The sequence below is a fragment of the Pseudomonas sp. MT3 genome (genome assembly GCF_054720805.1).
The window spans coordinates 31,193-56,108 of record NZ_JBTVPY010000018.1; the positions used below are offsets into that span (position 1 = coordinate 31,193).

Annotated in this window: 30 protein-coding genes; 17 read left to right on the plus strand and 13 right to left on the minus strand. The window is 66.9% G+C overall.

Features of this window, described 5'->3' with window-relative positions; all coding sequences use genetic code 11:
* Positions 1-30 precede the first annotated feature (30 nt).
* Both ACYCAX_RS18490 and ACYCAX_RS18495 read left to right on the plus strand, forming a co-directional pair.
* Positions 31-762 carry an SDR family oxidoreductase gene (locus ACYCAX_RS18490; protein ID WP_015479492.1) on the plus strand — a complete coding sequence of 244 codons (732 nt, stop codon included), beginning with the start codon at positions 31-33 and terminating at the stop codon, positions 760-762.
* A 35-nt stretch (positions 763-797) separates the two neighbouring features.
* On the plus strand, positions 798-1,388 hold the full coding sequence (locus ACYCAX_RS18495) for a 2-hydroxychromene-2-carboxylate isomerase (protein ID WP_015479493.1): 591 nt from the start codon (positions 798-800) through the stop codon (positions 1,386-1,388).
* Positions 1,389-1,493: 105 nt separating this feature from the next.
* On the opposite strand, the gene ACYCAX_RS18500 is transcribed toward ACYCAX_RS18495, so the two are convergent.
* Positions 1,494-1,895 carry a hypothetical protein gene (locus tag ACYCAX_RS18500; protein ID WP_015479494.1) on the minus strand — a complete coding sequence of 134 codons (402 nt, stop codon included), beginning with the start codon at positions 1,893-1,895 and terminating at the stop codon, positions 1,494-1,496.
* Between the two features lie 144 nt (positions 1,896-2,039).
* Between ACYCAX_RS18500 and ACYCAX_RS18505 the strand changes: the two genes are divergently transcribed.
* Positions 2,040-2,828, plus strand: a complete 789-nt coding sequence (locus tag ACYCAX_RS18505; protein WP_460248561.1) for an MmyB family transcriptional regulator — start codon at positions 2,040-2,042, stop codon at positions 2,826-2,828.
* A gap of 6 nt (positions 2,829-2,834) precedes the next feature.
* Here ACYCAX_RS18505 and ACYCAX_RS18510 read toward each other — a convergent pair whose 3' ends face one another.
* A complete protein-coding gene (locus ACYCAX_RS18510; protein ID WP_015479496.1) occupies positions 2,835-3,359 on the minus strand; it encodes an Mpo1 family 2-hydroxy fatty acid dioxygenase in 525 nt (174 codons plus the stop codon).
* A gap of 74 nt (positions 3,360-3,433) precedes the next feature.
* On the opposite strand from ACYCAX_RS18510, the gene ACYCAX_RS18515 reads away from it, so the two are divergent.
* Together ACYCAX_RS18515 and ACYCAX_RS18520 are read left to right on the plus strand one after the other, a co-directional pair.
* Entirely contained in the window at positions 3,434-4,123 is a 690-nt protein-coding gene (locus ACYCAX_RS18515; protein WP_460248562.1) for a Crp/Fnr family transcriptional regulator, read from the plus strand.
* Between the two features lie 143 nt (positions 4,124-4,266).
* Positions 4,267-5,034 (plus strand): hypothetical protein, encoded by a 768-nt coding sequence (locus tag ACYCAX_RS18520; protein ID WP_460248563.1) that lies wholly within the window; start codon positions 4,267-4,269, stop codon positions 5,032-5,034.
* Positions 5,035-5,038: 4 nt separating this feature from the next.
* On the opposite strand, the gene ppk2 is transcribed toward ACYCAX_RS18520, so the two are convergent.
* Together ppk2 and ACYCAX_RS18530 are read right to left on the minus strand one after the other, a co-directional pair.
* Positions 5,039-5,920 (minus strand): polyphosphate kinase 2, encoded by an 882-nt coding sequence (gene ppk2, locus ACYCAX_RS18525; RefSeq protein WP_162140841.1) that lies wholly within the window; start codon positions 5,918-5,920, stop codon positions 5,039-5,041.
* Positions 5,921-6,084: 164 nt separating this feature from the next.
* The gene (locus ACYCAX_RS18530; protein ID WP_460248564.1) at positions 6,085-7,053 is read right to left on the minus strand and encodes a magnesium transporter CorA family protein; all 969 of its coding nucleotides are present in this window, start codon (positions 7,051-7,053) and stop codon (positions 6,085-6,087) included.
* An 87-nt stretch (positions 7,054-7,140) separates the two neighbouring features.
* Here ACYCAX_RS18530 and ACYCAX_RS18535 point away from each other — a divergent pair, with 87 nt between their 5' ends.
* The 3 genes from ACYCAX_RS18535 (at position 7,141) to ACYCAX_RS18545 (ending at position 10,660) form a co-directional block, all read left to right on the plus strand.
* Entirely contained in the window at positions 7,141-7,416 is a 276-nt protein-coding gene (locus tag ACYCAX_RS18535; RefSeq protein WP_015479501.1) for a hypothetical protein, read from the plus strand.
* A 68-nt stretch (positions 7,417-7,484) separates the two neighbouring features.
* Complete coding sequence (locus tag ACYCAX_RS18540; protein WP_015479502.1) at positions 7,485-7,718, plus strand: TIGR02647 family protein; 234 nt, start codon at positions 7,485-7,487, stop codon at positions 7,716-7,718.
* A 92-nt stretch (positions 7,719-7,810) separates the two neighbouring features.
* Entirely contained in the window at positions 7,811-10,660 is a 2,850-nt protein-coding gene (locus ACYCAX_RS18545; protein ID WP_460248565.1) for a class I adenylate cyclase, read from the plus strand.
* 47 nt (positions 10,661-10,707) lie between these two features.
* On the opposite strand, the gene rnk is transcribed toward ACYCAX_RS18545, so the two are convergent.
* The 4 genes from rnk to ACYCAX_RS18565 form a co-directional block, all read right to left on the minus strand.
* A complete protein-coding gene (rnk, locus tag ACYCAX_RS18550; RefSeq protein ID WP_294973672.1) occupies positions 10,708-11,112 on the minus strand; it encodes a nucleoside diphosphate kinase regulator in 405 nt (134 codons plus the stop codon).
* 170 nt (positions 11,113-11,282) lie between these two features.
* The gene (locus tag ACYCAX_RS18555) at positions 11,283-11,489 is read right to left on the minus strand and encodes a DUF1289 domain-containing protein (RefSeq protein ID WP_294973670.1); all 207 of its coding nucleotides are present in this window, start codon (positions 11,487-11,489) and stop codon (positions 11,283-11,285) included.
* Entirely contained in the window at positions 11,467-11,802 is a 336-nt protein-coding gene (cyaY, locus tag ACYCAX_RS18560) for an iron donor protein CyaY (protein ID WP_015479506.1), read from the minus strand. The genes ACYCAX_RS18555 and cyaY overlap by 23 nt, the downstream gene beginning before the upstream one ends.
* Complete coding sequence (locus ACYCAX_RS18565; protein WP_460248566.1) at positions 11,799-12,860, minus strand: AraC family transcriptional regulator; 1,062 nt, start codon at positions 12,858-12,860, stop codon at positions 11,799-11,801. Before ACYCAX_RS18565 ends, cyaY begins: the two co-directional genes overlap by 4 nt.
* Before the next feature lie 153 nt (positions 12,861-13,013).
* On the opposite strand from ACYCAX_RS18565, the gene lptM reads away from it, so the two are divergent.
* The 6 genes from lptM (at position 13,014) to ACYCAX_RS18595 (ending at position 17,706) form a co-directional block, all read left to right on the plus strand.
* Positions 13,014-13,154: an LPS translocon maturation chaperone LptM gene (gene lptM / locus ACYCAX_RS18570; RefSeq protein ID WP_015479508.1), complete on the plus strand. Its 141-nt coding sequence runs from the start codon at positions 13,014-13,016 to the stop codon at positions 13,152-13,154.
* Between the two features lie 11 nt (positions 13,155-13,165).
* Positions 13,166-14,413 (plus strand): diaminopimelate decarboxylase, encoded by a 1,248-nt coding sequence (gene lysA, locus ACYCAX_RS18575; RefSeq protein ID WP_460248567.1) that lies wholly within the window; start codon positions 13,166-13,168, stop codon positions 14,411-14,413.
* Between the two features lie 13 nt (positions 14,414-14,426).
* Positions 14,427-15,257: a diaminopimelate epimerase gene (dapF, locus tag ACYCAX_RS18580; protein ID WP_460248568.1), complete on the plus strand. Its 831-nt coding sequence runs from the start codon at positions 14,427-14,429 to the stop codon at positions 15,255-15,257.
* A gap of 52 nt (positions 15,258-15,309) precedes the next feature.
* Complete coding sequence (locus ACYCAX_RS18585) at positions 15,310-16,011, plus strand: DUF484 family protein (RefSeq protein ID WP_015479511.1); 702 nt, start codon at positions 15,310-15,312, stop codon at positions 16,009-16,011.
* An 88-nt stretch (positions 16,012-16,099) separates the two neighbouring features.
* Complete coding sequence (xerC, locus tag ACYCAX_RS18590) at positions 16,100-17,017, plus strand: tyrosine recombinase XerC (protein ID WP_460248569.1); 918 nt, start codon at positions 16,100-16,102, stop codon at positions 17,015-17,017.
* The gene (locus tag ACYCAX_RS18595; protein ID WP_294973660.1) at positions 17,014-17,706 is read left to right on the plus strand and encodes an HAD family hydrolase; all 693 of its coding nucleotides are present in this window, start codon (positions 17,014-17,016) and stop codon (positions 17,704-17,706) included. Before xerC ends, ACYCAX_RS18595 begins: the two co-directional genes overlap by 4 nt.
* A 223-nt stretch (positions 17,707-17,929) precedes the next feature.
* On the opposite strand, the gene sutA is transcribed toward ACYCAX_RS18595, so the two are convergent.
* The 4 genes from sutA to glnK form a co-directional block, all read right to left on the minus strand.
* Positions 17,930-18,262, minus strand: a complete 333-nt coding sequence (gene sutA / locus ACYCAX_RS18600) for a transcriptional regulator SutA (protein ID WP_015479514.1) — start codon at positions 18,260-18,262, stop codon at positions 17,930-17,932.
* Positions 18,263-18,340: 78 nt separating this feature from the next.
* On the minus strand, positions 18,341-18,766 hold the full coding sequence (locus tag ACYCAX_RS18605; protein WP_294973657.1) for a secondary thiamine-phosphate synthase enzyme YjbQ: 426 nt from the start codon (positions 18,764-18,766) through the stop codon (positions 18,341-18,343).
* Positions 18,767-18,872: 106 nt separating this feature from the next.
* The gene (locus ACYCAX_RS18610) at positions 18,873-20,207 is read right to left on the minus strand and encodes an ammonium transporter (protein ID WP_015479516.1); all 1,335 of its coding nucleotides are present in this window, start codon (positions 20,205-20,207) and stop codon (positions 18,873-18,875) included.
* Between the two features lie 41 nt (positions 20,208-20,248).
* Positions 20,249-20,587, minus strand: a complete 339-nt coding sequence (gene glnK, locus ACYCAX_RS18615) for a P-II family nitrogen regulator (RefSeq protein WP_003457590.1) — start codon at positions 20,585-20,587, stop codon at positions 20,249-20,251.
* A 403-nt stretch (positions 20,588-20,990) separates the two neighbouring features.
* Between glnK and ACYCAX_RS18620 the strand changes: the two genes are divergently transcribed.
* Together ACYCAX_RS18620 and ACYCAX_RS18625 are read left to right on the plus strand one after the other, a co-directional pair.
* Complete coding sequence (locus tag ACYCAX_RS18620; protein ID WP_015479517.1) at positions 20,991-21,275, plus strand: accessory factor UbiK family protein; 285 nt, start codon at positions 20,991-20,993, stop codon at positions 21,273-21,275.
* Positions 21,276-21,329: 54 nt separating this feature from the next.
* The gene (locus tag ACYCAX_RS18625; protein ID WP_294973647.1) at positions 21,330-22,820 is read left to right on the plus strand and encodes a YifB family Mg chelatase-like AAA ATPase; all 1,491 of its coding nucleotides are present in this window, start codon (positions 21,330-21,332) and stop codon (positions 22,818-22,820) included.
* Between the two features lie 157 nt (positions 22,821-22,977).
* On the opposite strand, the gene ACYCAX_RS18630 is transcribed toward ACYCAX_RS18625, so the two are convergent.
* Complete coding sequence (locus ACYCAX_RS18630; protein ID WP_015479519.1) at positions 22,978-23,208, minus strand: DUF1127 domain-containing protein; 231 nt, start codon at positions 23,206-23,208, stop codon at positions 22,978-22,980.
* Positions 23,209-23,394: 186 nt separating this feature from the next.
* Between ACYCAX_RS18630 and ACYCAX_RS18635 the strand changes: the two genes are divergently transcribed.
* On the plus strand, positions 23,395-24,843 hold the full coding sequence (locus ACYCAX_RS18635) for an aminotransferase-like domain-containing protein (protein WP_015479520.1): 1,449 nt from the start codon (positions 23,395-23,397) through the stop codon (positions 24,841-24,843).
* Positions 24,844-24,916 lie beyond the last annotated feature (73 nt).

Here is a 24,916-nt window from a genome sequence, read left to right on the forward strand (position 1 = left end):
AACGACCGTTTACCAAAGAGGAAAACGAGGATGTCGCAGAACAAGAAAGTCGTACTGGTGATCGGCGCCGGCGACGCCACCGGCGGCGCCATCGCCCGCCGCTTCGCCCGCGAAGGCTATGTCGCCTGCGTCACCCGGCGTTCGGCCGACAAGCTGCAGCCGCTGGTGGATGCGATCCGCGCCGAAGGCGGCGAAGCCCACGGTTTCGCCTCCGACGCGCGCAAGGAAGAGGCGGTGATCGAGCTGGTGGAAACCATCGAGCGCGACATCGGCCCCATCGAAGCCTTCGTCTTCAACATCGGCGCCAACGTGCCGTGCAGCATCCTCGAAGAGACTGCGCGCAAGTACTTCAAGATCTGGGAAATGGCCTGTTTCTCCGGCTTCCTCACCGGCCGCGAAGTGGCCAGGCGCATGGTCAAGCGCCAGCGCGGCACGCTCCTCTTCACCGGCGCCACCGCCGGCCTGCGCGGCGCCTCGGGCTTCGCCGCCTTCGCCGGCGCCAAGCACGGCATCCGCGCCCTGGCCCAGAGTATGGCCCGCGAGCTGGGGCCGATGGGCCTGCACGTCGCCCACGTGGTGGTCGACGGCGCCATCGATACCGAATTCATCCGCGAGACCTTCCCCGAGCGCTACAAGCTCAAGGACCAGGACGGCATCCTCGACCCCGAGCACATCGCCGACAGCTACTGGTACCTGCACAGCCAGCCGCGCGATGCCTGGACCTTCGAGCTGGACCTGCGCCCGTGGATCGAGCGCTGGTGATCCGCCCATAACGACAACCAGAAAGAGAGCCACTCATGAGCAAGAGCGTCGAGTTCTACTTCGATTTCGGCAGCCCGACTTCCTACCTCGCCTATACCCAGTTGCCGGCGATCTGCGCCGAAGCCGGCGCCGAGCTGGTCTATCGCCCCGTGCTGCTGGGCGGTGTGTTCCAGGCCACCGGCAATACCTCGCCCATCGCCGTCCCGGCCAAGGGCCGCTACACGATGATCGACATGCTGCGCTTCGCCCGCCGCTACGGCGTGCCGCTGAAGATGAACCCGCATTTCCCGATCAACACCCTCACCCTGATGCGCGCCGCCACCGGCGTGCAGCTGCGCCAACCGGAACGTTTCGAGGCACTGCTGGCCTGCGTGTTCAAGGGTATGTGGGTGGACGCGCTGAACCTGGGCGACCCGGCGGTGCTCGGCCCGTTGCTGGCCGAGGCGGGCTTCGATCCGCAGGCGCTGCTGGCGCTGACCGCCGAGCAGGAGGTGAAGGATGCACTGAAGGCCAACACCGAGGTGGCGATCAAGCGCGGGATGTTTGGCGCGCCGACGATGTTCGTCGGCGGCGAGATGTTCTTTGGCCAGGACCGTCTCGATTTCGTCCGCGAGGCGTTGGCGTAAAGCGCTTCTCCTTGAAGCGGTTCGCGAGCAAGCTCGCTCCTACAGGTCGGCGCCGATGCGCTCTTCGTAGGAGCGAGGGGGACGCCTAGTTCTTGCTCGCGAACATCACAGCGCAAGGACCGCCGACCGGCGCAGCCCGAAGAACTCCAGCTCGGCCAGCAGCAGGACCACCAGCGCCTGGCCGATGACGAAGGCGTAGCCCAGGGCGGTCGGCTGCACGTAGCCGGTCACCAGCAGGGCGACGCTTTCCACTACCCAGAGTGCGTTCAGGGCGATCACCGCCCAGACGCCAGTGCGCGACAGAATGCTCTGGTTGCTCATCCAGTAGAGCACTAGCGCCAGCGGCAGGAGCACGATACCGGCCACCAGCAGCAGGACGAACGGCAGGCCGAGCAATTGGCCCAGCGGTTGCGCGGCCAGCGCCATCAGCAACCCCACCGCGCCGCCGGCAAGGGCGTCCAGTTGCAGGGCACGGCGAAGCAGCGGGGACGGTTGCAGCAGAGTCATGGCGAAATCTCCCTCAACGATCGCCACCGGTTGGCGGCGTGTGACTGCAGAATCCGCCCGAGCCGTACGCACGTCGATTACCTGCCAGGTAATGGCCGCAACGCGGCCCGGGGTCTATCGTTCGATGCCATGACCAGTCCAGCCATGAATAATCCAGCCCAACCGGTCGGCGCCCTGCTCCGCCAATGGCGCCAGCGCCGCCGGCTCAGCCAGCTCGACCTCGCCTGCGACGCGGAGATTTCCACGCGCCACCTGAGCTTCGTCGAAACCGGCCGCGCCCTGCCCAGCCGCGAGATGCTCCTGCATCTGGCCGAACAGCTGGACATCCCCCTGCGCGAACGCAACCGCCTGCTCAGCGCCGCCGGCTACGCCCCGGTGTATTCGGAGAAGGGTCTGGACGACCCGGCGCTGACCGTGGCCCGGCAGGCCATCGACCAGTTGCTCAAGGCCCACGAACCGAACCCGGCGATGGTGGTGGACCGCCACTGGAACCTGCTGGCCTCCAACCGCACGGTGGATATCTTCCTGATCGGCGTCGCCCCGGAGCTGCTGCAGCCGCCGATCAACGTGCTGCGCATGAGCCTGCATCCCAAGGGACTGGCGCCGCGCATCCTCAATCTGGGGGCATGGAAGGCGCATGTGCTGGAGCGCCTGCAGCGCGACTTCGAGGCCAGCGGCGATCCCGCGCTGGCGGCGCTGCGCGACGAAGTGGCGGCCTATCCGGCTCCGCCCTACGACGAGGCGGCCAATGGCGACATGGTGCTGATCCCGGTGCAGCTGCAGACGGAGCTGGGCGTCTGCAGCCTGATCGGCACCATCACGGTGTTCGGCACACCGGTGGACGTGACGCTGTCGGAACTGGCGCTGGAAACCTTCTTCCCCGCCGACCCCGACAGCGCACGAATCCTGCACCAGCTCAGCGGCGCGGACTGAAAGGAATCAGGCGGTCGCCTTCTTCTCGCGGATGCAGGTCGGGCCGGCGCGCTCTTCCACGGCGTGGCGCACGTCATCGCGCATTCCCAGCAGGAAAGCGGCCTCGGCGGCGACGAACAGCGGGCCGACGATCAGCCCGGTGAGGTCATCGACGAACGCCGGCTTGCGCCCCTCGTACCAGTGGCCGACGAACTGGATGATCCAGCCCACCACGAACAGGCCGATCCCCCAGGCGAGCCAGTAGGCGGTGGAACCAGCGGCCAGTGCCGCGCCCGCCCAGAGCGACAGCCCCAGCAACGCGGCCATCAGCACGCCGAAGCGCAGGTCCAGGCGCAGGTAGAACATCACCGAGGCCAGCGCCAGCAGCGTGGCGGGCGCCAGGATCAGGCCGGCCAGTTCGACGCCGGGGCGCGACAACAGGGTGGCGATGGACAGCACGATCATCGGGATACCGATGAAATGGCTGACGATGTTCCGCCGGTCACGGTGGTAGGCGGCATATTGGGCAAGATGATCGACGAGCGTTTTCATTGTTGTTCTCCCGCAAGGTGCTGGCATGATGGCGTCGTACGCCTTCCCACTCTGTCAGCTAGACGACATTGCCCATGACCGACGCCAAGTCCTACCTGCCCCGCCTCAATGAGGGCCGCTGGTTCCAGACGCTGCCCGCAGGCCTGCGCCAGGCCCTGTGCGACGCCGCCACGGTGCGCCGCCTGCCGGCCGGGCAGCGGCTGTTCGCCCGTGGCGATGCGCCCTGCGGCCTGTATTGCGTGGTGGACGGCGCGATGCGGATCAGCGTGGTCGGCGAGACCGGCAAGGAAGCGCTGCTGGCGCTGGTGGAGTCACCCAACTGGTTCGGCGAGATCTGCCTGTTCGACGGCCAGCCGCGCACCCACGACGCCTGCGCCGAAGGCGCCACGACCCTGCTGCAGGTGCCCCTGGCGCCACTGCAGGCGCTGCTGGCGAAACACCCGGAGTACTGGCGCGACTTCGCCCTGCTGATGAGCCACAAGCTGCGTATCACCTTCGCCGTGCTGGAGGAGCTGTCGCTGCTGCCTGCCGCGCCGCGCCTGGCCCGGCGCCTGCTGATGATCGCCGAGGGCTACGGCGAGTCGGCCACCTGCAAGCGCGAGCTGCACCTGCCGCAGGAGCAGTTGGCGGCCATGCTGTCGCTGTCACGGCAGACCACCAACCAGATCCTCAGGGACCTGGAAACCCAGGGCATCCTGCGCCTGAGCTACGGCGGGATCGAGATCCTCGACCGCGAGCGCTTGCGCCACGCCGCGCATGCCTAGGCATTCGACCTGAAGAATCCCCCTTTGGGAGGGTTGCAGCGACGGCGTTCGGCGCTAGCCTAGGAGTAGCCGCGACGCTGCTGCCCGAACCCCTGCACCCGGCGCCTGGCGCGGCACACAATAACAATAAGGAAACTCCCGCCATGCTCCGAAAGCTCGATGTGCTTCGCGGTATCCTGCTGTGCTGTTTCGGACTTCTCGCCCTCTCCGCCCACGCCAACCTGCCCAGCGACGAACTGCAGGTGCAGACCCTGCAGGTCTATACCTGCCGCTCGATCAACAGCCTGCTGTTGCTGCGCGGCGAAGGGTTCCAGGAAAACCACGCGGCCAAGCTGGAAAAGGACCTGGCCACGCTGGACCAGGCGATCAGGACCTACCCCAGGTCCGACGAGGCGCTGAAGAAGGCCCACGCCAACTTCGTTACCCAAATACGCAATGGCGTTTCCTATGGCCCCAAGGAAGAGAATCTGCCCTGGCGCTACAACCAGGACCTCAGCCGCGCCCTGCGTGAACTGCTGACCCAGATCGAACGCTTCGTTCCGGTCAGCGCCGACGCCAGCCAGGTTCCGCTGTGGGAGCTGCCGGTACGGGTCGAGTTCCTCGCCACCCAGTACCTGGGCCGCGCCTACCTGAGCGGCCTGGAGCTGGCGCGCGAGCAGCCCCAGGCCTACCTGGGGCAGGACGAGAGCGTGCTGGTGCCGCTGCTGTCGCAGCGCATCGCGCAACTGCCGGACAACGACGCGACCCGCAAACTGCGCACCCGCTGGGAGTACCTGAGCACGGCGCTGCAGGACATGAACAGCAAGAGCAACGCGGTGGTCAGCGCCTCGGGCCGGCCCTGGGCGCCGATCATCGTCGAGCGCAACGCCCGGGCGGTGTCCGGCCAGTTGATGCAGCTCAGCCAGCAGTAAGGGCTCAGGCCGGTATCGGCTCCGCCACCGGAGCCGGTATCGGGCGCTCCAGCTCGTCGCGGTCCAGTTCGGCGGCCCGGCCCACCAGCCGGTCGTCCGGGGCGCGGGCGATCCTCAGGTCCTTGCCGGGGTAGTCCAGCACGTGCAGGAAGTGGCGCAGGCAGTTCAGCCGCGCGCGCTTCTTGTCGTCGGACTTGATCACCACCCAGGGCGCATCGGCGGTGTCGGTGTGGAAGAACATCGCCTCCTTGGCCTGGGTGTACTCGTCCCAGCGGTCCAGCGACTGGATGTCGATGGGCGACAGCTTCCAGTGCTTGAGCGGGTCGTCGCGGCGCGAGACGAAGCGGCGCAGCTGCTCTTCCCGGCTCACCGAGAACCAGTACTTGAGCAGGTGGATGCCGTTGCGCACCAGCATCCGCTCCAGCTCCGGGGTCTGCTGCATGAACTCCAGGTACTGGCGCGGCGAGCAGAAGCCCATGACCCGCTCGACCCCGGCGCGGTTGTACCAGGAGCGGTCGAAGAAGACGATCTCGCCGGCGGTGGGCAGGTGCTGGATGTAGCGCTGGAAATACCACTGCCCGCGCTCGGCGTCGCTGGGCTTCTCCAGCGCCACGACGCGGGCGCCGCGCGGGTTGAGGTGCTCCATGAAGCGCTTGATGGTGCCACCCTTGCCGGCGGCGTCGCGGCCCTCGAAGAGCACGACGATGCGCTGGCCGGTTTCCTTCACCCAGCTCTGCACCTTCAGCAGCTCGACCTGCAGTTGCGCCTTCTGTGCCTCGTACTCCTTGCGTTGCAGGCGGCGGCGGTAGGGATAGCCGGCGGGCAACTCGGCGGAGGTGGAGTCCTCGTTGCTGCCGCGCGGGGCCAGGGCGACGGTCAGCGCCACCGGGCCGTGGCTTTGCGCGCGGATTTCCTCGCCACCCACGGTGGGTGCGCTGGCGGGAGCGGGCTTGTTGGAGTCGGGCTGCGGCATGGTCTCCTCCTGTGAGACGGGGTCGGCTCTCCACTGTGCACCCGTGTTGCCGTGCCTTCTTGACCCGCATCAACGCCTTACAGCCAGCCTTTGTACTTGAACCAGTAGTAGGGAATGATCGCCGAAACCACCATCGCCACCAGCGCCATCGGGTAGCCGGCCAGCCAGGCCAGCTCGGGCATGTGCTGGAAGTTCATGCCGTACACGGTGCCCACCAGGGTCGGCGGCAGGAACAGCACCGCCGCGATGGAGAACACCTTGATGATGCTGTTCTGCTCGATGTTGATCAGGCCGAGGGTGGCGTCCAGCAGGAAGGTGATCTCCCCGGACATCTTCGACTGGTACTCGCTGAGCGAGCGCACGTCGCGCTCCACCGATTTCATGCCCAGCTTCACCTCCTCGCTGATCCAGCCGTTGCTGCCCTGGCGGAAATAGGCCAGCGGCCGGCTGATGCTCAAGAGGCTTTCGTTGAGCTTGGACAGCAGCGAGTTGCTGCGCCCCAGTTGCTTGACGATACCCTGCAGATCGGTCTTGCCGCCCTCGGCCTGGCCTTCGCGGAAGATGCCGTTGGACAGCGAGTCCAGTTGCTTCTGCACCGTTTCCAGCACGTCGGCGATACGGTCCACCACGCTGTCCATCAGGGTCACGAACAACTGGTCGCTGGCGCGCCGGCAACCGCCGCGCTGGGTGCGCGTCTCGAAGGTACGGAAGGCCAGCAGGTCGGTGTAGCGCACCGTCACCAGCCAGTGCGGGGTCAGCACGCAGGTGACCTCCGAGGAGCTCGGCTTGTGCTCGCGGATGCCGCCGACCACGGTGGTGGTCATGTACAGCGCGCCGTTGTTCTCGTAGAAGCGCGAGGAGTCCTCGATCTCGGCCATCTCCTCGCGGGTCGGTACGTCCACCGCGATGATCGACTCCAGCAACTGCTCCTCCTCGGGAGTGGGCTGGAACAGGTCGATCCACAGGGTATCGCTGGGCATGCCGTGGCATTCGTTGCCGTTGTGGCGCACCAGGCGGTCGCCGACGAGGGTGTAATAGGTGATCATGTCGCCCGACGATCCTTTCACAGCCGGAAGTTGCCCGCAGGTTGGCCAACTTCCCGCCGCTTCACAAGCCCATCGGAGAGCAATGCGATGACCGACCAAGACGACGGCGAAGAGTCCTTCGCCGAGGAAACCCTGATCCAGGCCATCGAGAACCAGATCGACAGCGAGAGCCCGCCGGCCGCCCGCGCGGTATTCAACAAACTCTCCCTGGTCGGCTACGAACGCGAGGACGCCCTGCACCTGATGGCCCTGGTGCTCGCCCATGAGATCGAGGCCATGCTGGCCGAAGACCGCGCCTTCGACGGCGAATGGTACGAGCAGGCGCTGCGCGCGCTGCCGACCCTGCCCGGCGAGGATGAGTGACGGCGCTTGCCGAACGGGCCGGACTTGGGACTACACTGGGGCCTCATTGACCATTGGGAGTTGGGTGTATGGCTTTCACGAAAGATATGGTTGCGGAACTGGACCTGCTGGCGCTCTTCGATCTGGAGAACAGCCAGGCGGGCTTGAAAGTCCACCATGACGCCTCGCGGGACACGGTCGCCGCCGCCGAACGGCTGCACGCCAAGGGCCTGATCGACAAACCCGACGGCGGCTACCTGACCAGCCTGGGGCTCGACGCCGCCGAGCACGCCCAGGTCCTGCTGGGCATCCTGCGCGGCTGACCTCAAGATTCGCCACGAGCGGGCGATAACCTGGCAAATTTCCGGGCGCCGCACCTCCCGATGCGGCGCCGCTGGCCAGGCAGCAGTACGCCATGACGCTCACCCCCGAGATTCGCCCGGACATCGACGACGGCATCGACCGCAAGGTACTGGCACAGCTGCGCCAGCGCTTCCTCAAGGTCAACGCCGGCCGCCTGCGACGCGCCAGCGAGGCGCTGTCCAGCCGCCAGCAACTGGTGCTACGCCTGTTGCCGCTGCTGCTGGACGTCAATCATCCGCTGCTCCCTGGCTATGTGTCGGCCGCAACGCCGGCGGGCCTGTCCGGTTTCGTCCCGGACGACGAGCTCCTGGCCGAGGCCCAGCGCCTGACCCGCTCCTTCAGCTACAAGCCGCGTCGCGGCAACCCGGCCTTGCCGATCCACGGCCTGTTCCTGATGGGCAGCCTGGGCACCGTCGCCCAGGCCGAGCAGAGCGACCTGGACCTGTGGATCTGCCACGCCGCCGACCTCTCCCCGCAGGCACTGGGCGAACTGCGCCGCAAGTGCGACCTGCTGGAACAATGGGCCGCCACCCAGGGCGCCGAAGTGCACTGCTTCTTCATCGAGCCGCAGCGCTTCGCCCAGGGCGCGCGCGACGCCCGCCTGACCTCCGACGATTGCGGCACCAGCCAGCACTACCTGCTGCTCGACGAGTTCTACCGCACCGCCCTCTGGCTCGGCGGTCGCACACCGCTGTGGTGGCTGGTGCCGGTCTACGAGGAAGGTCGTTATGCCCAATACTGCGAAACCCTGCTGAGCAAACGCTTCATCCGCGCCGACGAAGTCCTCGACCTCGGCCACCTGGCGCGCATCCCACCGGGCGAGTTCATCGGCGCCGGCATGTGGCAACTGTTCAAGGGCATCGAGTCGCCCTACAAGTCGGTGCTCAAACTCCTGCTTACCGAGGTCTACGCCAGCGAGCACCCGGACGGCGCCTGCCTGAGCCTGCGCTACAAGCAGGCGATCTTTTCCGGCCGGCTCGACGAGGACGAGCTCGACCCCTACGTGATGCTCTACCGCCGCCTGGAGGAGTACCTGGCGGCGCGCGGCGAACGGGAGCGCCTGGAGCTGATCCGCCGCTGTCTGTACCTGAAGGTTGGCAAGAAGCTCAGCCGACCGCCGCGCCTGGGCCGCAAGAGCTGGCAGCGCTCGTTGATGGAGCGCCTGTCCGCCGAATGGAACTGGGACAGCCGCACCTACGGCCTGCTCGACAGCCGCAGCCAGTGGAAAGTCCGCCAGGTGCTGCTGGAGCGCCGCGCACTGGTCAACGAACTGACCCACAGCTTCCGCTTCCTCTCGCAGTTCGCCCGCCTGCAACAGGCCGCCAGCGGCATCAACCCGCGCGACCTGAGCGTGCTCGGCCGCCGCCTGTACGCGGCCTTCGAGCGCAAGGCCGGCAAGGTCGAGTTCATCAACCCGGGCATCGCGCCGGACCTCGCCGAAGACACCCTCACCCTCGCCCAACTGCCCGCCAGCGAGGCCGGCAAGCCGCCATCCTGGGCGCTGTTCAACGGCAGCCTGTCGCTGCAGGAAATGGCCGACTTCGCCCCGCTGCGCCGCGCCCGCGACCTGATGGAGCTGCTGGCCTGGAGTCACCGCAACGGCGTGATCGACGCCACCACGCGCCTGTCCCTGCAACCGGGCGCCAGCGACCTGAGCGAGTTCGAGCTGCAGAACCTGCTGGGCTGCCTGCAACAGGCCTTCCCGCTGCCGCTCGCCGAGGTGCCGGAAAGCGCCCTGCTGCGCAGCAGCGTACCGGCGCAGACGCTGATCCTGGTGAACGTCGGCCTCGACCCGCTGCGCCAACACAGCCAGATGAACGTGCACATGACCACCGAGCGCACCGACGCCCTCGGCTACTCCGGCGTGCGCGACAATCTGGTACTGACCCTCGACCAGCTCACCCTGAACAGCTGGAACGAGCTGGTGGTCAACCGCTTCGCCGGCCCCCACGCACTGCTCGACTGCCTGCGCGACTTCCTCAACGGCCTGCCCGCCGACGCGCCGCCGCCACGCTTGCTGGTGCGCTGCTTCTGCCGCAACCGCGCGGTAGCCATCGCCCAGCGCGTGGAAGACCTGATCCGCGATGCCCACGGGCAACTCGCCGGCGGACGCGGCGGGCGCTACCTGCTGCAGGTGCGGCAACACTTCCACCTGCTGCAACTGATCCCCGGCGAGGTCAGCCACCGGGTGGTGGAAGGGCTGCCGGCGCTGATCGAACATTTGGGCGACACCCCGCAGGACGGCGGCTTCCTGCAACTGGACCGGCACGCCCTGGAAGGCGAAGACCTGGCGCTGATCCTGCCGCTGGGCCGTGTCGACTGCGTCCAGGTGTTCTATCGCCTGGACGAAGGTCATGCCGAGATCAGCGTTCTCGACGAGCGCAACGCGCTCTGGCGCCGCCGCCAGCCCTACGACAGCGAGGAGAGCCTGCTGCTGCCGCTGCAGCGCTTCCTGCAGTCGGTGCAATATCGGCGCAACGCGATGCTGCCGCTGCAGGAAGGCCAGGGCACGGTGGGTGCGGAAATACTCTTCTACGAGGTGCTGCCCAACGGGCACCCGCGCACGCAGCGGATCGAACGGCGCAGCGCCCCGCAGGCGCTGGAGGCGCTGCCGTACTACAACGTGCAGGCGATCATCGAGCCCGGTGACTGGCAGCGCGCACGCACCACGCTGTACTGCAACCACCGCGAGTTCTCCGAACTGGAGTACGGCGACGGGCTGTTCCAGGCGGTGGCGAAACACATCCTTGGCCAGCGCAGCGGCCAGGAACGCTACCCCTGCTACATCACCGACCTCGACCTGACGGCGATGCAGGATGGCGGCGAACTACAGACAGTGCACTTCCTGCGTTACAAGCAGAGCCTGGAGCAGGCACTGAACCGGGCACTGGCCGAGGCCTGAACGGCCGCGCCAGGCACCCGGTGGAGAGGCATCGAGCAGGCGGCGGATCAGCGATCGAAATCGCCGGCCGCTTCCGGCTGGTATTCCACTTCCAGCAGGGTCAGCTTCAGGGTCTTGCCGCCGGGCGCCGGCCAATCGATGCTCTGGCCGGTGGTCAGGCCCAGCAGCGCGGTGCCGACCGGCGCCAGGATCGACACCTTGCCTTCGCCGCCGAGATCGGCCGGGTAGACCAGCGTCAGGTGGTATTCCTTGCCGCTGCCTTCCTCGCGGCAGCGCACGGTGGAGTTCATCGTGACCACGCCCGGCGGTACCTCGTCGTGGCCGACGACCGTGGCACGGGACAGCTCGGCTTCCAGCGCTTCGGCAGCGGGGCCGTACTCATCCAGACTGTCGAGCAGGCGCTCCAGACGTTGCAGGTCGAGTCGGGTAACGGTGATGGGTGTCGTGGTCATGATGGTTGGCAGTCTCCTTACAGGAGAGCCCCGGACGCTCGCGCGTTCGGGGCCCTGGTTCAATCTTGTGGTGAAAGCGATCGGGTATTCGGAAAAATGAAAAAACCCCGCCCTAAGGCGGGGTTTTTCCGGACACTAACACAGTGCAGAAAATAAGCAACACCGTCCCGTCAGCACTTCGGCAAGTGGTTGTTTCGGCGCTTTTCGCAGTCCGCCAGGATCGCCCGGCGGCGCTCGCCGTCCGCCTCGTTCCACTCCAGGATCTCGCCCAGGGTCCGGCCGCAGCCGACGCAGACGTCCGCCTCGTCCAGGCAGCAGCGCCGGCAGCACGGCGAGGCGACGCTCGCCCTCGGTTCAGATGCCGGGGAAGTCGACATCCTCACCCGCCTGCTCCAGCGTGGCGCGGTTGAGCAGCGCGCCCAGCGGCTCGCGGGTGCTGTCGCTGATCCACAGCGAGCCGGATTCGTCATAGTCGAAGTGGAAGCCGCCGGAGCGCGCCGCCACCCACAGCTGGCGCAGGGCAGGCTGGCGGCTGAGGATCAGCTGGGTGCCGTTCTCGAAGCGTACGGTCAGCACGCCGCTGGAATTCTCCAGGTCCACGTCCAGGTCGCTGTCGTCGAAAGCGTCCTCCACCGTTACCTGTACGGCGTCCACCAGGTCATGGAAGCGGGCTTCGCTCAAAGTGCTCATGCATCGTCCTCGGGATCGGTCAAAGGCACCAGTTTACGCCGGTATTGGCCCAGACTCTGCCCCGTCCAGCGCCGGAATGCGCGGGCGAGCGAGCCGGCCTCGCTGAAACCCAGCAGGTAGGCGAGGTCGGCATTGTCCAGCGCCGGGTCGCGCAAGTAGTGGAGCACCAGTTGCTGGCGGGTTTCGTCCACCAGGTCGCTGAACGACAGCCCGGTATCGCGCAGGCGGCGCTGCAGGGTGCGCGGGCTCAGGGCGAGGGTCTGCGACAGGCGCTCGAGGTCCGCGCCCTGCTCCGGCAACTGGCGCGCCAGCTCCAGGCGTGCGCGATCGAGCACGCTGTCGCCCTTGTTGATCTGTGCCAGCAGGCGTTCGGCGTAGGCGTCCAGGGTGCGCTGCACCTGGGCGTCGGCCTGGCCCAGGGGCAGCGAAAGCAGGCGCCTGGGAAAAACCAGGGCATTGTCCGGCTGATCGAACAGCACCGGGCAGCGGAAAATGCGCTGGTGCTCGCGGGTATCGGCCGGCGCGCCGTGGCGGAAACGCACCTCGACGGGGGGTTCGTCCACACCGCTGACCCAGTGGCCGAAGCTGACCCAGCCGGCCAGCGTCTCCTCGCTCATCTGCCGCTGCTGTTGTGGCAGCAGCGGCTCCCAGCTGTGCTTCACCAGCGCCTCGAAGCCCGCGCGGGGTGGCTCGTCGGCCAGCTCGACGCGGCCCAGGTTGCCCACCAGCGCGGCGTAACGGGCCTGGCGGTGCAGCGCCTCGGCGAGGGTCGCGCAGCTCATGATCAGGTAGCCGAGCACGCCGTAGTAGCCGGGACGCACCGCCTCGCCCAGGTGCAGGCCGAGGTTGTCGTCGCCGCTCAGCCGCACGCCGGCGCCGATCAGTTCCAGGTACGCGCTGGCGGCGATGCGCTGGTCGCGCTGGGCGAGGATCGAGGGTTCCAGGTGCACTGTCGCCAGCAGCCGCGCCGGCTCGACATCCAGACGTTGCAGATGCTCCACGAGGCCCTGCAGGTAGGCCACCGACACCGAACTGGGCAGGGGATCGCGATAGTCCATCGGGCTTTCCGTTTTTTGTCCGCAATCATAGGGCCAGTTGCCCGCCCCGCGCGACCCGCAAGCCCCGCCAGGCGGGAGTCCGCTTGAATAGGCAAGGCGGCGGGGGGTCGGTATACTCCGGTCCAATTGACGCTTTATTACAAGGATTCCGCCATGAAGCGACTGCTGCTTCCCTTCGTAGCGCTGGCCGTGCTGACCGCCGCGCTGGCCGGCTGCGGCCAGAAAGGTCCGCTGTACCTGCCGGACGACGAGAAGGCCAAGAGCGAACACAGCAAGGACCGCTACGGTCTCTGAGGGCAGCTCCGATGGACGCCTTCACCGTCCGCGACGGGCAACTGTTCGCGGAGGACGTGCCGCTGTCGGCAATCGCCGAGCGCTTCGGCACGCCGACCTACGTCTACTCCCGCGCGCACCTGACGCAGCAGTACCGCGCCTACGCTGATGCCCTGGCGGGCGTCGAGCATCGGGTTTGCTTCGCGGTAAAAGCCAATTCCAACCTCGCCGTGCTGAACGTGCTGGCGCGCCTGGGCGCGGGTTTCGACATCGTCTCCCGTGGCGAACTGGAGCGCGTGCTGGCCGCCGGCGGCGATCCGGCGAACGTGGTGTTCTCCGGCGTCGGCAAGACCCGCGAGGACATGCGCCGCGCCCTGCAAGTCGGCGTGCACTGCTTCAACGTCGAATCCGACGTCGAGCTCGAGCGCCTGCAGCAGGTCGCCGCCGAGCTGGGCGTGAAGGCACCGGTGTCCCTGCGGGTGAACCCGGACGTCGACGCGCAGACCCACCCGTACATCGCCACGGGCCTGAAGGAAAACAAGTTCGGCATCGCCATCGACGCCGCCGAGGCGGTCTACGCCCGCGCCGCGCAACTGCCGAACCTGGACGTGACCGGCATCGATTGCCACATCGGCTCGCAGCTGACCAGCCTGGAACCCTTCCTCGACGCCCTCGACCGCCTGCTGACACTGGTGGATCGCCTCGCCGCGCGCGGCATCGCCATCCGCCACCTGGACCTGGGCGGCGGCCTCGGCGTGCGCTACCGCGACGAGACACCGCCTGCGCCTGCCGAGTACATCCGCGCCCTGCGCGAGCGCCTGGGCAACCGCCCGCTGGCGCTGGTGTTCGAACCGGGCCGCAACATCGCCGCCAACGCCGGCGTGCTGCTGACCCGCGTCGAGTACCTGAAACACACCCCAGACAAAGACTTCGCCATCGTCGATGCGGCGATGAACGACCTGATCCGCCCGGCGCTGTACCAGGCCTGGATGGATGTCACGCCGGTCGTCGCCCGCGATGGCGAAGCGCGCGCCTACGACCTGGTCGGGCCGATCTGCGAAACCGGCGACTTCCTCGCCAAGGATCGCAGTCTCGTCCTGGAAGAAGGCGACCTGCTGGCCGTACGTTCGGCCGGCGCCTATGGTTTCGTGATGAGTTCCAACTACAACACCCGGGGCCGCGCCGCCGAGGTGCTGGTGGATGGCTCGGCCGCGCACGAAGTGCGTCGCCGCGAGACGATACAAGAGCTGTTCGCCGGCGAAAGCCTGCTGCCGGACTGAGGCCGAGACGACGATGCTTCTGCGCTTTACCAAGATGCATGGGCTGGGCAATGACTTCATGGTCCTGGACCTGGTCAGCCAGCACGCCCATGTGCAACCGCGCCACGTGAAACAGTGGGGCGACCGCAATTTCGGGGTCGGTTTCGATCAACTGCTGATCGTCGAGCCGCCGAGCACGCCGGAAGCGGATTTCCGCTACCGCATCTTCAACTGCGACGGTACCGAGGTCGAACAGTGTGGCAACGGCGCGCGCTGCTTCGCCCGCTTCGTGATCGACAAGCGCCTGACCGCGAAGAAGAGCATCCGCGTGGAAACCAAGGGCGGGATGATCGAGCTGACCATCGCCAACGACGGCCAGGTCACAGTGAACATGGGCGCGCCGCGCCTGGCGCCCGAGCAGGTGCCGTTCCAGGCCGACGCCGAGGCGCTGAGCTACGGCGTCGAAGTGGACGGCCAGAGTTATCAGCTGGCGGCGATCTCCATGGGCAACCCGCACGGCGTGCTGCGCGTGGATGACGTGGACAGCGCCCCGGTGCGCACCCTGGGTCCGAAACTGGAAGTCCACGAAAGCTTCCCGCAGAAGGCCAACATCGGTTTCCTGCAGGTGGTGAGCCCGAACCAGGCGCGCCTGCGCGTCTGGGAACGCGGCGTCGGCGAAACGCTGGCCTGCGGCACTGGCGCCTGCGCCGCCGCGGTCGCCGGCATCCGCCAGGGCTGGCTGCAATCGCCGGTGCAGATCGAGCTTCCCGGCGGACGGTTGTCCATCGAGTGGGCAGGACCGGGTCAGCCCGTTATGATGACCGGGCCCGCGGTGCGGGTGTTCGAAGGCCAGGTACGTCTATAAGGCCTGTTTCCAACGCCGCATGAACAGGCGCAGGCAATAAACCGGGACGCTTATGACCGATACTCCGCAGGAACCCACCGTTACCCTCGAAGCCGACCAGGTCGCCGACTATCTCCGTCGGCACCCTGAGTTCTTCGTCGACCATGACGAGCTGATCCCGGAGATGCGCATCCCGCACCAACCGGGCGATGCCGTGTCGCTGGTGGAACGCCAAGTGCGCCTGCTGCGCGAGCGCAACATCGAGATGCGCCATCGACTGTCGCAGTTGATGGACGTGGCCCGCGACAACGACCGGCTGTTCGACAAGACCCGCCGACTGGTGCTCGACCTGCTCGACGCCACCAGCCTGGAAGACGTGGTCAGCACCGTGGAAGACAGCCTGCGCCACGAATTCCAGGTGCCCTACGTCAGCCTGATCCTGTTCAGCGACAACAACCTGCCGGTGGGCCGTTCGGTGAGCAGCGCCGAGGCGCACCAGGCCATCGGCGGCCTGCTGTCGGGCGGCAAGACCGTGAGCGGCGTGCTGCGCCCCCACGAGCTGGCCTTCCTGTTCTGCGAAAACGAACGCGAGCAGGTCGGCTCCGCCGCCGTGGTGCCGCTGACCTTCCAGGGCCTGCACGGCGTGCTGGCGATCGGCAGCCCCGATCCGCAGCACTACAAGAGCTCGCTGGGCACCCTGTTCCTGGGCTACGTCGCCGAAGTCCTCGCGCGGGTCCTGCCGCGTTTCGCCACGCCGCTGCGTTCGGTGCGCTAGCGCGAAGCCGCAAGCTATAAGCTGCAAGTCGTAAGCGGTCGCAGTACGGTGGGTGGGAACGGCGCTTTTCACTTGGAGCTTGTAGCTTTTGACGCTTGAAGCTGGCATCGATGCCTACCTGGAACACCTGCGCAGCGAACGCCAGGTGTCCGTCCATACCCTCGACGGCTATCGCCGCGACCTGCTGCGCCTGGCCGCACTCTGCGAGAAAGCCTCGATCACCGTCTGGCCGGCGCTGCAGGTGCGCGATCTGCGCCTGTTCGTCGCCCGCCTGCACCAGCAGGGCCTCGCCAGCCGCAGCCTGTCACGCCTGCTCTCGGCGACCCGTGGGTTGTTCCAGTACCTGATCCGCGAAGGGCGCTGCCGGCACAATCCGGCGGACGGCCTGTCCGCCCCCAAGGGCGCGCGCAAGCTGCCGCGCACCCTCGACACCGACCGTACCGCGCAGCTGCTCGACGGTGGCGTCGAGGACGACTTCATCGCCCGCCGCGACCAGGCCGTGCTGGAGCTGTTCTATTCCTCCGGCCTGCGCCTGTCCGAACTGGTCGGCCTGGACCTGGAATGGCTCGACCTCAAGGACGGCCTGGTGCGCGTGCACGGCAAGGGCAACAAGGTGCGCGAACTGCCCGTGGGCCGCGCCGCGCGGCAGGCCATCGAAGCCTGGCTACCCCTGCGCGCGCTGGTCTCGCCGCAGGACAACGCGGTGTTCATCGGCCGCAGCGGCAAGCGCCTGACGCCGCGCGCCATTCAACTGCGAGTGCGCCAGGCCGGCGTACGCGAGCTCGGCCAGCACCTGCACCCGCACATGCTGCGGCACTCCTTCGCCAGCCACATGCTGGAGTCATCGCAGGACCTGCGCGCCGTACAGGAGCTGCTCGGCCATGCCGACATCGCCACCACGCAGATCTACACCCACCTGGATTTCCAACACCTCGCCACGGTCTACGACCAGGCGCACCCGCGGGCGCGCCGCAAACCCGACGGCGAGCCGGGAGCTGAAGAATGAGTATCCGTCTGGTCACCTTCGACCTCGATGACACGCTGTGGAACGTCGCCCCGGTGATGAACAGCGCGGAAGCCACCCTGCGCGAATGGCTGGCGGTGAATGCCGCACAGCTCGGCCCGGTCCCCATCGAACACCTGTGGGCGATCCGCTCGCGCCTGCTGGGCGAAGACCCGATGCTCAGGCACCGCCTGAGCGAGCTACGCCGGCGCATCCTGTTCCACGCGCTGCTCGATGCCGGTTATCCACAGGCCGAGGCCGGCGACCTGGCCGAAGCCGGCTTCCAGACCTTCCTCCACGCGCGGCATCAGGTGGCGCTGTTCCCCGAGGTGCATCCGACGCTGGAGCGGCTGGCCAACCAGTTCATCCTCGGCGTACTCACCAACGGCAATGCCGACGTGCGTCGTCTGGGCCTGGCCGACTACTTCCAGTTCGCCCTGTGCGCGGAGGAACTGGGCGTCGGCAAGCCGGATCCGCATCCGTTCCAGGAAGCGCTCAAGCGCGGGGGCGTGGCGGCGGATCACGCGGTGCACATCGGCGACCACCCCAGCGACGACATCGCCGGCGCGCGACGCGCGGGCATGAAGGCGATCTGGTTCAACCCGGCTCGCAAGGTCTGGGACGGCGAGGAGGAGCCCAGCGCGGTCATCCACAACCTTTCCGAGCTGCCGGGAGTTCTGGCGAAGCTCTGAGGCTTTGGCTCTTCGTAGGAGCGAGCTTGCTCGCGAACAGGATTTCCCGGTCACATTGATGTTGGGCGGTTCGCGAGCAAGCTCGCTCCTACAAGGGCAGCTACCCAACTGGTTGAGCTAGGTGCTCAGGCCAGGAGACGGCAATACACTCAACAGACGGCCATGAAAAAGCCCCGCCGCTCCCTCTCGGGAACGGCGGGGCTTTTTCATGTCGCGTCGGATATCAGATGGGGCGGCTGCCGTATTTGCTATCCGGCTTCTTCGGCGGATCGGCGACCACGTTGGGTTCGATCTCCTGCACCTTGCCGCCACGATTGAGGAAATCCTCCATCGCCTTGGCCAGGGCATCGCGCTCCTTCTGCTTGGCTTCGACCGAGGGCAGTTCCTCTTCTTCCGCAGCGGCCTTGGCTTTCTTGCCACCGCCCTTGGGAGAAGGGGCTTCATCCCCATCGCCGCTGTCTGCTTCGGCGTCGCTGTCGTCCGCTGCGACGAGCTCCTCGCCATCGTCCTCGTCAGCGCCGTCCAGCTCGTCCTGTTCCAGTTCTTCGTCGCTCATTGTTCAACCTCTGTGGTGCTGCAAAGCACGTTAGTTATAGCCCAGCTGCGCGCTTTGACGAACGCAGCCGGAAAAAATTCATACAAGCTCGCCCTGCCAGGTCGCCAGTATCCTGCGCGGGCCTCCGTGGTCACGGTGCTCGCCGAGATAGATACCCTGCCAGGTGCCCATTGCCAAGTGGCCATCCTGTATCGGCAGGGTCAGCTGGCAGCCCAGCAGGCTGGCCTTGAAGTGCGCGGGCAGATCGTCCGGGCCTTCGTAATCATGTTCATAGCCGCCCTCGCCCTGCGGTACCAGGTGATTGAAGAATCGCTCGAAATCACGGCGCACCGAGGGATCGGCGTTCTCGTTCACCGTCAACGACGCCGAGGTGTGCTGCAACAGCAGGTGCAGCAGGCCGACCCGGCACCTGGCAAGCTCCGGCAGCGCGGCCAGGATCTCGTCGGTGACCAGGTGGAAACCTCGCGGACGCGGGTGCAGGGTGATGGACTTCTGCTGCCACATGGCGGGCTGACCTCCGTCTGAAGCGGTGATGCGCGCGCATTCTAGCGTGATGTTCAAAAAAGCAAAGGGCGCCCGAGGGCGCCCTTCGTCGAACATGCACGAACCCTTACAGGTTGTAGCCGCGCTCGTTGTGCAGGGAGAGGTCCAGACCCATCGTTTCCTCTTCCTCGGTGACGCGCAGCCCCATGATCAGGTCCAGGACCTTGAGGATCACGAAGCTGACGATACCGGTGTAGACGATGGTGAAGGCCACACCCTTGAACTGGGTGAACAGCTGCGCGCCGATGTCGGTGACGGTGCCGAAGCCGCCCAGGGCGGGCGCGGCGAACACGCCGGTGAGCAGCGCGCCGACGATGCCGCCGACCGCGTGCACGCCGAAGGCATCCAGGGAATCGTCGTAGCCGATGGCGCGCTTGAGGCTGGTGGCGGCGAAGAAGCAGATCACGCCAGCGGCCAGGCCGATCACGATGGCACCCATCGGACCGCAGGTGCCGGCGGCCGGGGTGATGGCGACCAGACCGGCGACCACGCCGGAAGCGATGCCCAGGGCGCTCGGCTTACCGTGGGTGATCCACTCGGCGAACATCCAGCCCAGGGCGGCGGCGGCGGTGGCGATCTGGGTGACCAGCATGGCCATGCCGGCGGTGCCGTTGGCGGCGGCGGCGGAGCCGGCGTTGAAGCCGAACCAGCCGATCCACAGCAGGGCGGCGCCGATCAGGGTGTAGCCCAGGTTGTGCGGCGCCATCGCGGCATTCGGGTAGCCCTTGCGCTTGCCCAGCACCAGGCAGGCGACCAGGCCCGCGACACCGGCATTGATGTGCACCACGGTGCCGCCGGCGAAGTCCAGCACGCCCCAGTCCCACATCAGGCCGCCATCACCGCTCCAGACCATGTGGGCGATCGGTGCGTAGACCAGGGTGAACCACAGCGCGGTGAAGATCAGCATGGCCGAGAACTTCATGCGCTCGGCGAACGCGCCGACGATCAGGGCCGGAGTGATGATCGCGAAGGTCATCTGGAACATCACGAACACGCTTTCGGGGAACAGCGCGGCGGCGGAGGTCAGGCCGGTGTTGGTCAGGCCGGCGAGGAACGCCTTGTCCAGGCCGCCGACGAAGGAGGCGAAGTTGATCACGCCCTTTTCCATGCCCACGGTGTCGAAGGCCAGGCTGTAGCCGTAGACGACCCAGAGGATGCTGATCAGCGCGGTGATCGCAAAGCACTGCATCATGATCGACAGGACGTTCTTGGCGCGCACCATGCCGCCGTAGAACAGCGCAAGGCCAGGGATGGTCATCAGCAGCACCAGGGCACTGGAAATCAGCATCCAGGCGGTGTCGCCGCTGTTCAGGACGGGGGCCGCGGCCTCGTCGGCCAGGGCCAGTCCGGGCATTGCGAGAGGCAATAGGGCGCCTAGCCCTGCGTATCTGCGCAGAGTCATTGTTGTTTCTCCTGGGGCGTGGGGTTCGGTGTGGGCTTGGCTTAGATCGCGTCGGTGCCGGTTTCGCCGGTACGGATACGGATGGCCTGTTCCAGATTTACGACAAAGATCTTGCCGTCACCGATCTTCCCGGTGTTGGCAGCCTTGGTGATGGCTTCGATAACGCGATCCAACTGGTCATCGGCGATGGCGACGTCGATCTTCACCTTTGGCAGGAAGTCGACGACGTATTCCGCGCCACGGTACAACTCGGTGTGGCCCTTCTGCCGGCCGAAGCCCTTGACTTCGGTCACAGTAATGCCCTGCACGCCGATCTCGGACAGCGACTCACGAACGTCGTCCAGCTTGAACGGCTTGATGATGGCTGTGACTAGCTTCATGTAACTCTCTCCCGTGTTTTGGTGGACCCGCCCCAGGAAGAACGAACCCGAGGACAAGTCTAAGCGCAGTGTCTGGCTTTTGTAATGCGCCGGCCGCCCTACCTCAGCACTCCGACTGCCTTGATCGAAGCAATCCACCGCCTCGCCTGCCGCACCGGAACTGCGTCGGTGCACGCCATATCTGCCCCAAAGCATGAACCTTGCCAGCTCTATGAAATGCCCGTGGTTTCAGTCACTTGGTGAAAATTCGCGGTCCCTGGCCAATCGCCAGCTGCCATCCCGCGCACCGAAAGCGCGCATATGCAGCGGGCATACTGCTCAAAAAGCGTGCAATCCTCCGCGCCGCAGCCGGTACCGGCTGCGTGATAGACTGCGCTCTGATTCAATCCGGAACCCATGAACCATGCTGCCGCCCAAAGCCTTCCTCGACGCCATCAGCCAACAAGCCGGACGCCTGTTCGGCGGCGAATCGCCCCTGCCGAAGGCCGAGCTGGAAGCCCAGTTCAAGGTTCTGATGCAGAGCGCCTTCAGCAAGCTCGACCTGGTCAGCCGTGACGAGTTCGACAGCCAGATGGTGGTGCTCGCCCGTACCCGCGCCCGCCTCGAGGCCCTGGAAGCCAAGGTCGCGGAAATGGAAGCCAAGCTCTCGCCGCCCGCCGACGCCGCCCCGGCCGCCCCAGCCGAATAAAGGGCAGGCAGGGAAGCCCCGCCGGCGGGGCGGCATGTGATCAAGGAGTGATCCATGTCCCTCGCCATCGTCCACAGCCGCGCCCAGGTCGGCGTCGAAGCACCCGGCGTCACCGTCGAGGCGCACCTGGCCAACGGCCTGCCGTCGCTGACCCTGGTCGGCCTGCCCGAAGGCGCCGTGAAGGAGAGCAAGGACCGCGTGCGCAGCGCCCTGCTCAACTCTGGCTTCGACTTCCCCGCCCGCCGCATCACCCTCAATCTCGCCCCGGCCGACCTGCCGAAAGACGGCGGCCGCTTCGACCTGGCCATCGCCCTGGGCATCCTCGCCGCCAGCGGGCAGTTGGCCGATGCCAGTGGCCTGGAGGACCTGGAATGCCTGGGCGAACTGGCGCTCTCCGGCACCCTGCGCCCGGTGCCGGGCGTACTCCCTGCCGCGCTGGCCGCCCGCGCCGCCGGACGGGCACTGGTGGTGCCCAGGGAGAATGCCGAGGAAGCCAGCCTTGCCAGCGGGCTGACGGTCTATGCCGTCGGCCACCTGCTGGAGCTGGCCGCGCACTTCAGCGGCCAGGAGCGCCTGCGGCCTTATGAGGCGAACGGCCTGCTGCGCAGCACGCCACCCTATCCCGACCTCGCCGAAGTGCAGGGCCAGACCGCCGCCAAGCGCGCCCTGCTGGTGGCCGCCGCCGGTGCGCACAACCTCCTGTTCAGCGGCCCGCCCGGCACCGGCAAGACACTGCTCGCCAGCCGCCTGCCCGGCCTGATGCCACCGCTGGAGGAAGACGAAGCGCTGCAAGTCGCAGCGATCCATTCCGTGGCCGGACGCGGACCGCTGACCCACTGGCCGCAACGTCCGTTTCGCCAGCCGCACCATACGGCATCCGCGCCCGCCCTGGTGGGCGGCGGCAGCCGTCCTCAACCCGGAGAAATCACGCTGGCCCATGAAGGCGTGCTGTTCCTGGATGAACTGCCCGAGTTCGACCGCAAGGTCCTGGAGGTCCTGAGGGAGCCCCTGGAGGGTGGCGAGATCGTCATCGCCCGCGCCAGCGGTCGCGTGCGTTTCCCGGCGCGTTTCCAGCTGGTGGCGGCGATGAATCCGTGCCCGTGCGGCTACCTCGGCGACCCCAGCGGACGCTGCCGTTGCTCGCCCGAGCAGGTCCAGCGCTACCGCGCCAAGCTCTCCGGGCCGCTACTGGATCGTATCGACCTGCACCTGACGGTCAGCCGCGAAAGCACCAGCCTCGCGCCTGGCGGCCCCAGCACCAGCAGCGCCGAGCTGGCCGTGCAGGTTGCCGCCGCGCGCCAGCTCCAGTTGAATCGCCAGGGCTGCGCGAACGCCTTTCTCGATCTGAAGAAGATGCACCAATTCTGTGCATTGAGCGCCGAAGACCAGCTCTGGCTGGAGAAGGCCGGCGAACGCCTGAACCTGTCGCTGCGCGCCCTGCACCGGATTCTCAAGGTGGCGCGCACCCTGGCCGACCTGCAGCAGACGCAGGCCATCGGCCGGGCGCACCTGGCCGAGGCGCTGCAGTACCGCGCTGGGCACTAGTGGCCTGTACGGTTAATTCGGCAATTGAAGTTCGAGTGCCAGGGTTTGCCAGACAAGGCGCCGCGACGAGTCGTAGCAGGGCTACGGTGAGGAGCGGCAACGCAGTATGGCGAAGCCTGGCGCCGAAATTGATTAGTCGAATTAGCCACACAGGCCACTAGCAACGCCAAAACGGCCGCATCGCCTCCAGCCGCGCCTGTTCGCGGCTGACGCCGATGTCCCGCAGTTGCTCGTCGGAGAGCTCCAGCAGTTGCTTGCGGGTGCGCACGCGGCGCCAGAACTGCTGCCAGCGACTCTCCTGCGATCCACGCGCGGCTACGCGGGTACCCGGGATTTCCAGCAGTTCCTGTTGGTACAGGGTCAGGCGTACATCGCTCATGCCGGTCATGTCGTTGCTCCTCCACTCTAGGGTTCACCAGACGTGGGGATAGCGTGACGAATCGACCAAAAGCATTACAGATTCAACACATCTGAATTTTTCCCATACAGACAGGCGCGAAAAACCTCTGAATGGCGTATTTTTGCGCAATCTGTACTGCACTCGAACAGCCACCGACGACTTTGGAGATCTGTCATGACGCGCTATGCGCAGCTCGCCGCCACCCTCGGCGAACGCATCGAGCAGGGGCTGTACCGCCCCGGTGACCGTCTGCCCTCGGTGCGCGCGCTGAGCGAAGAGCACGGCGTCAGCATCAGTACGGTACAGCAGGCTTATCGCGTGCTGGAGGACTCCGGACTGGTGGAGCCACGACCGAAGTCCGGCTACTTCGTGCCCGAGCGCCGGCACCTGCCGCCGCTGCCCGCGATGACCCGGCCGGCACAACGGCCGGTGGATGTCTCGCAGTGGGATCAGGTACTGGAACAGGTACGGCGCGCGCCGGGCGGCGATTTCGTCCAGCTCGGACGCGGCACGCCGGATATCGCCAGCCCGTCGCTCAAACCGCTGCAGCGCGCAATGGTCCAGGCGGCCCGGCGCACCGATATGCACAGCCTCGGCTACGAAGGCATCCAGGGTTCGCTGGCGCTGCGCGAGCAGATCGCCCGACTGATGCTCGACTCCGGCTGCCAGGTACCGCCCAGCGAAATCGTCATCACCACCGGCTGCCAGGAAGCCCTGGCCATCACCCTGCGCGCCATCTGCCAGCCAGGGGACATCGTGGCCATCGACTCGCCGAGCTTCCACGGCGCCATGCAGGCGCTCAAGGCGTACGGGCTCAAGGCGCTGGAAATCCCCACCGACCCGGTCAACGGCGTCAGCCTGGAAGCGCTGGAGCTGGCGATGGAACAGTGGCCGGTGAGGCTGATCCTGCTCACCCCCAACTGCAACAACCCGCTGGGCTACATCATGCCCGACGCCCGCAAGCGCGCCCTGCTGTGCCTGGCGGCGCGCTACGACGTGCCGATCCTTGAGGACGACGTCTACGGCGAGCTGGCCTACGCCTACCCGCGGCCACGCAGCATCAAGTCCTTCGACACCGACGACCGCGTGCTGCTGGCCAGTTCCTTCTCCAAGACCGTGGCGCCCGGACTGCGTACCGGCTGGGTGGTGCCGGGGCGCTACCTGGACCGCATCCTGCACTTCAAGTACATCGCCAGCGGCACGTGCGCGCCACAGCCACAGATGGCCCTGGCCGAGTTCGTCGGCGGCGGTCACTACGAGCCGCACATCCGCCGCATGCGCGCGCAGTACCAGCGCCAGCGCGACCTGATGAGCGAATGGGTCGGCCGCTATTTCCCCGAAGGCACCCTGGCCAGCCGCCCACGCGGCGGCTTCATGCTCTGGGTGGAGCTGGACGCGCAGTTCGACAGCGTGCGGCTCAACCAGGAACTGCGCCGCGACAACGTGCAGGTGGCGGCGGGCAGCATCTTTTCCGCCTCGGGCAAGTACCGCAACTGCCTGCGCATGAACTACTCCAGTCGCGACCTGGCGCGTATCGAGGACGCCGTACGCAAGGTCGGCGCCTGCGCCACGCGGCTGACCACCGAGCTGCGCGCACAGGACGAGGCGCTGCTGCCGGCCTGAGACGAAACATTTATCCACAGCCTGGCGCTGCCGCGCGGCGCCGGGCTGCGGTACCTTGACGGTCCTTTGCCAA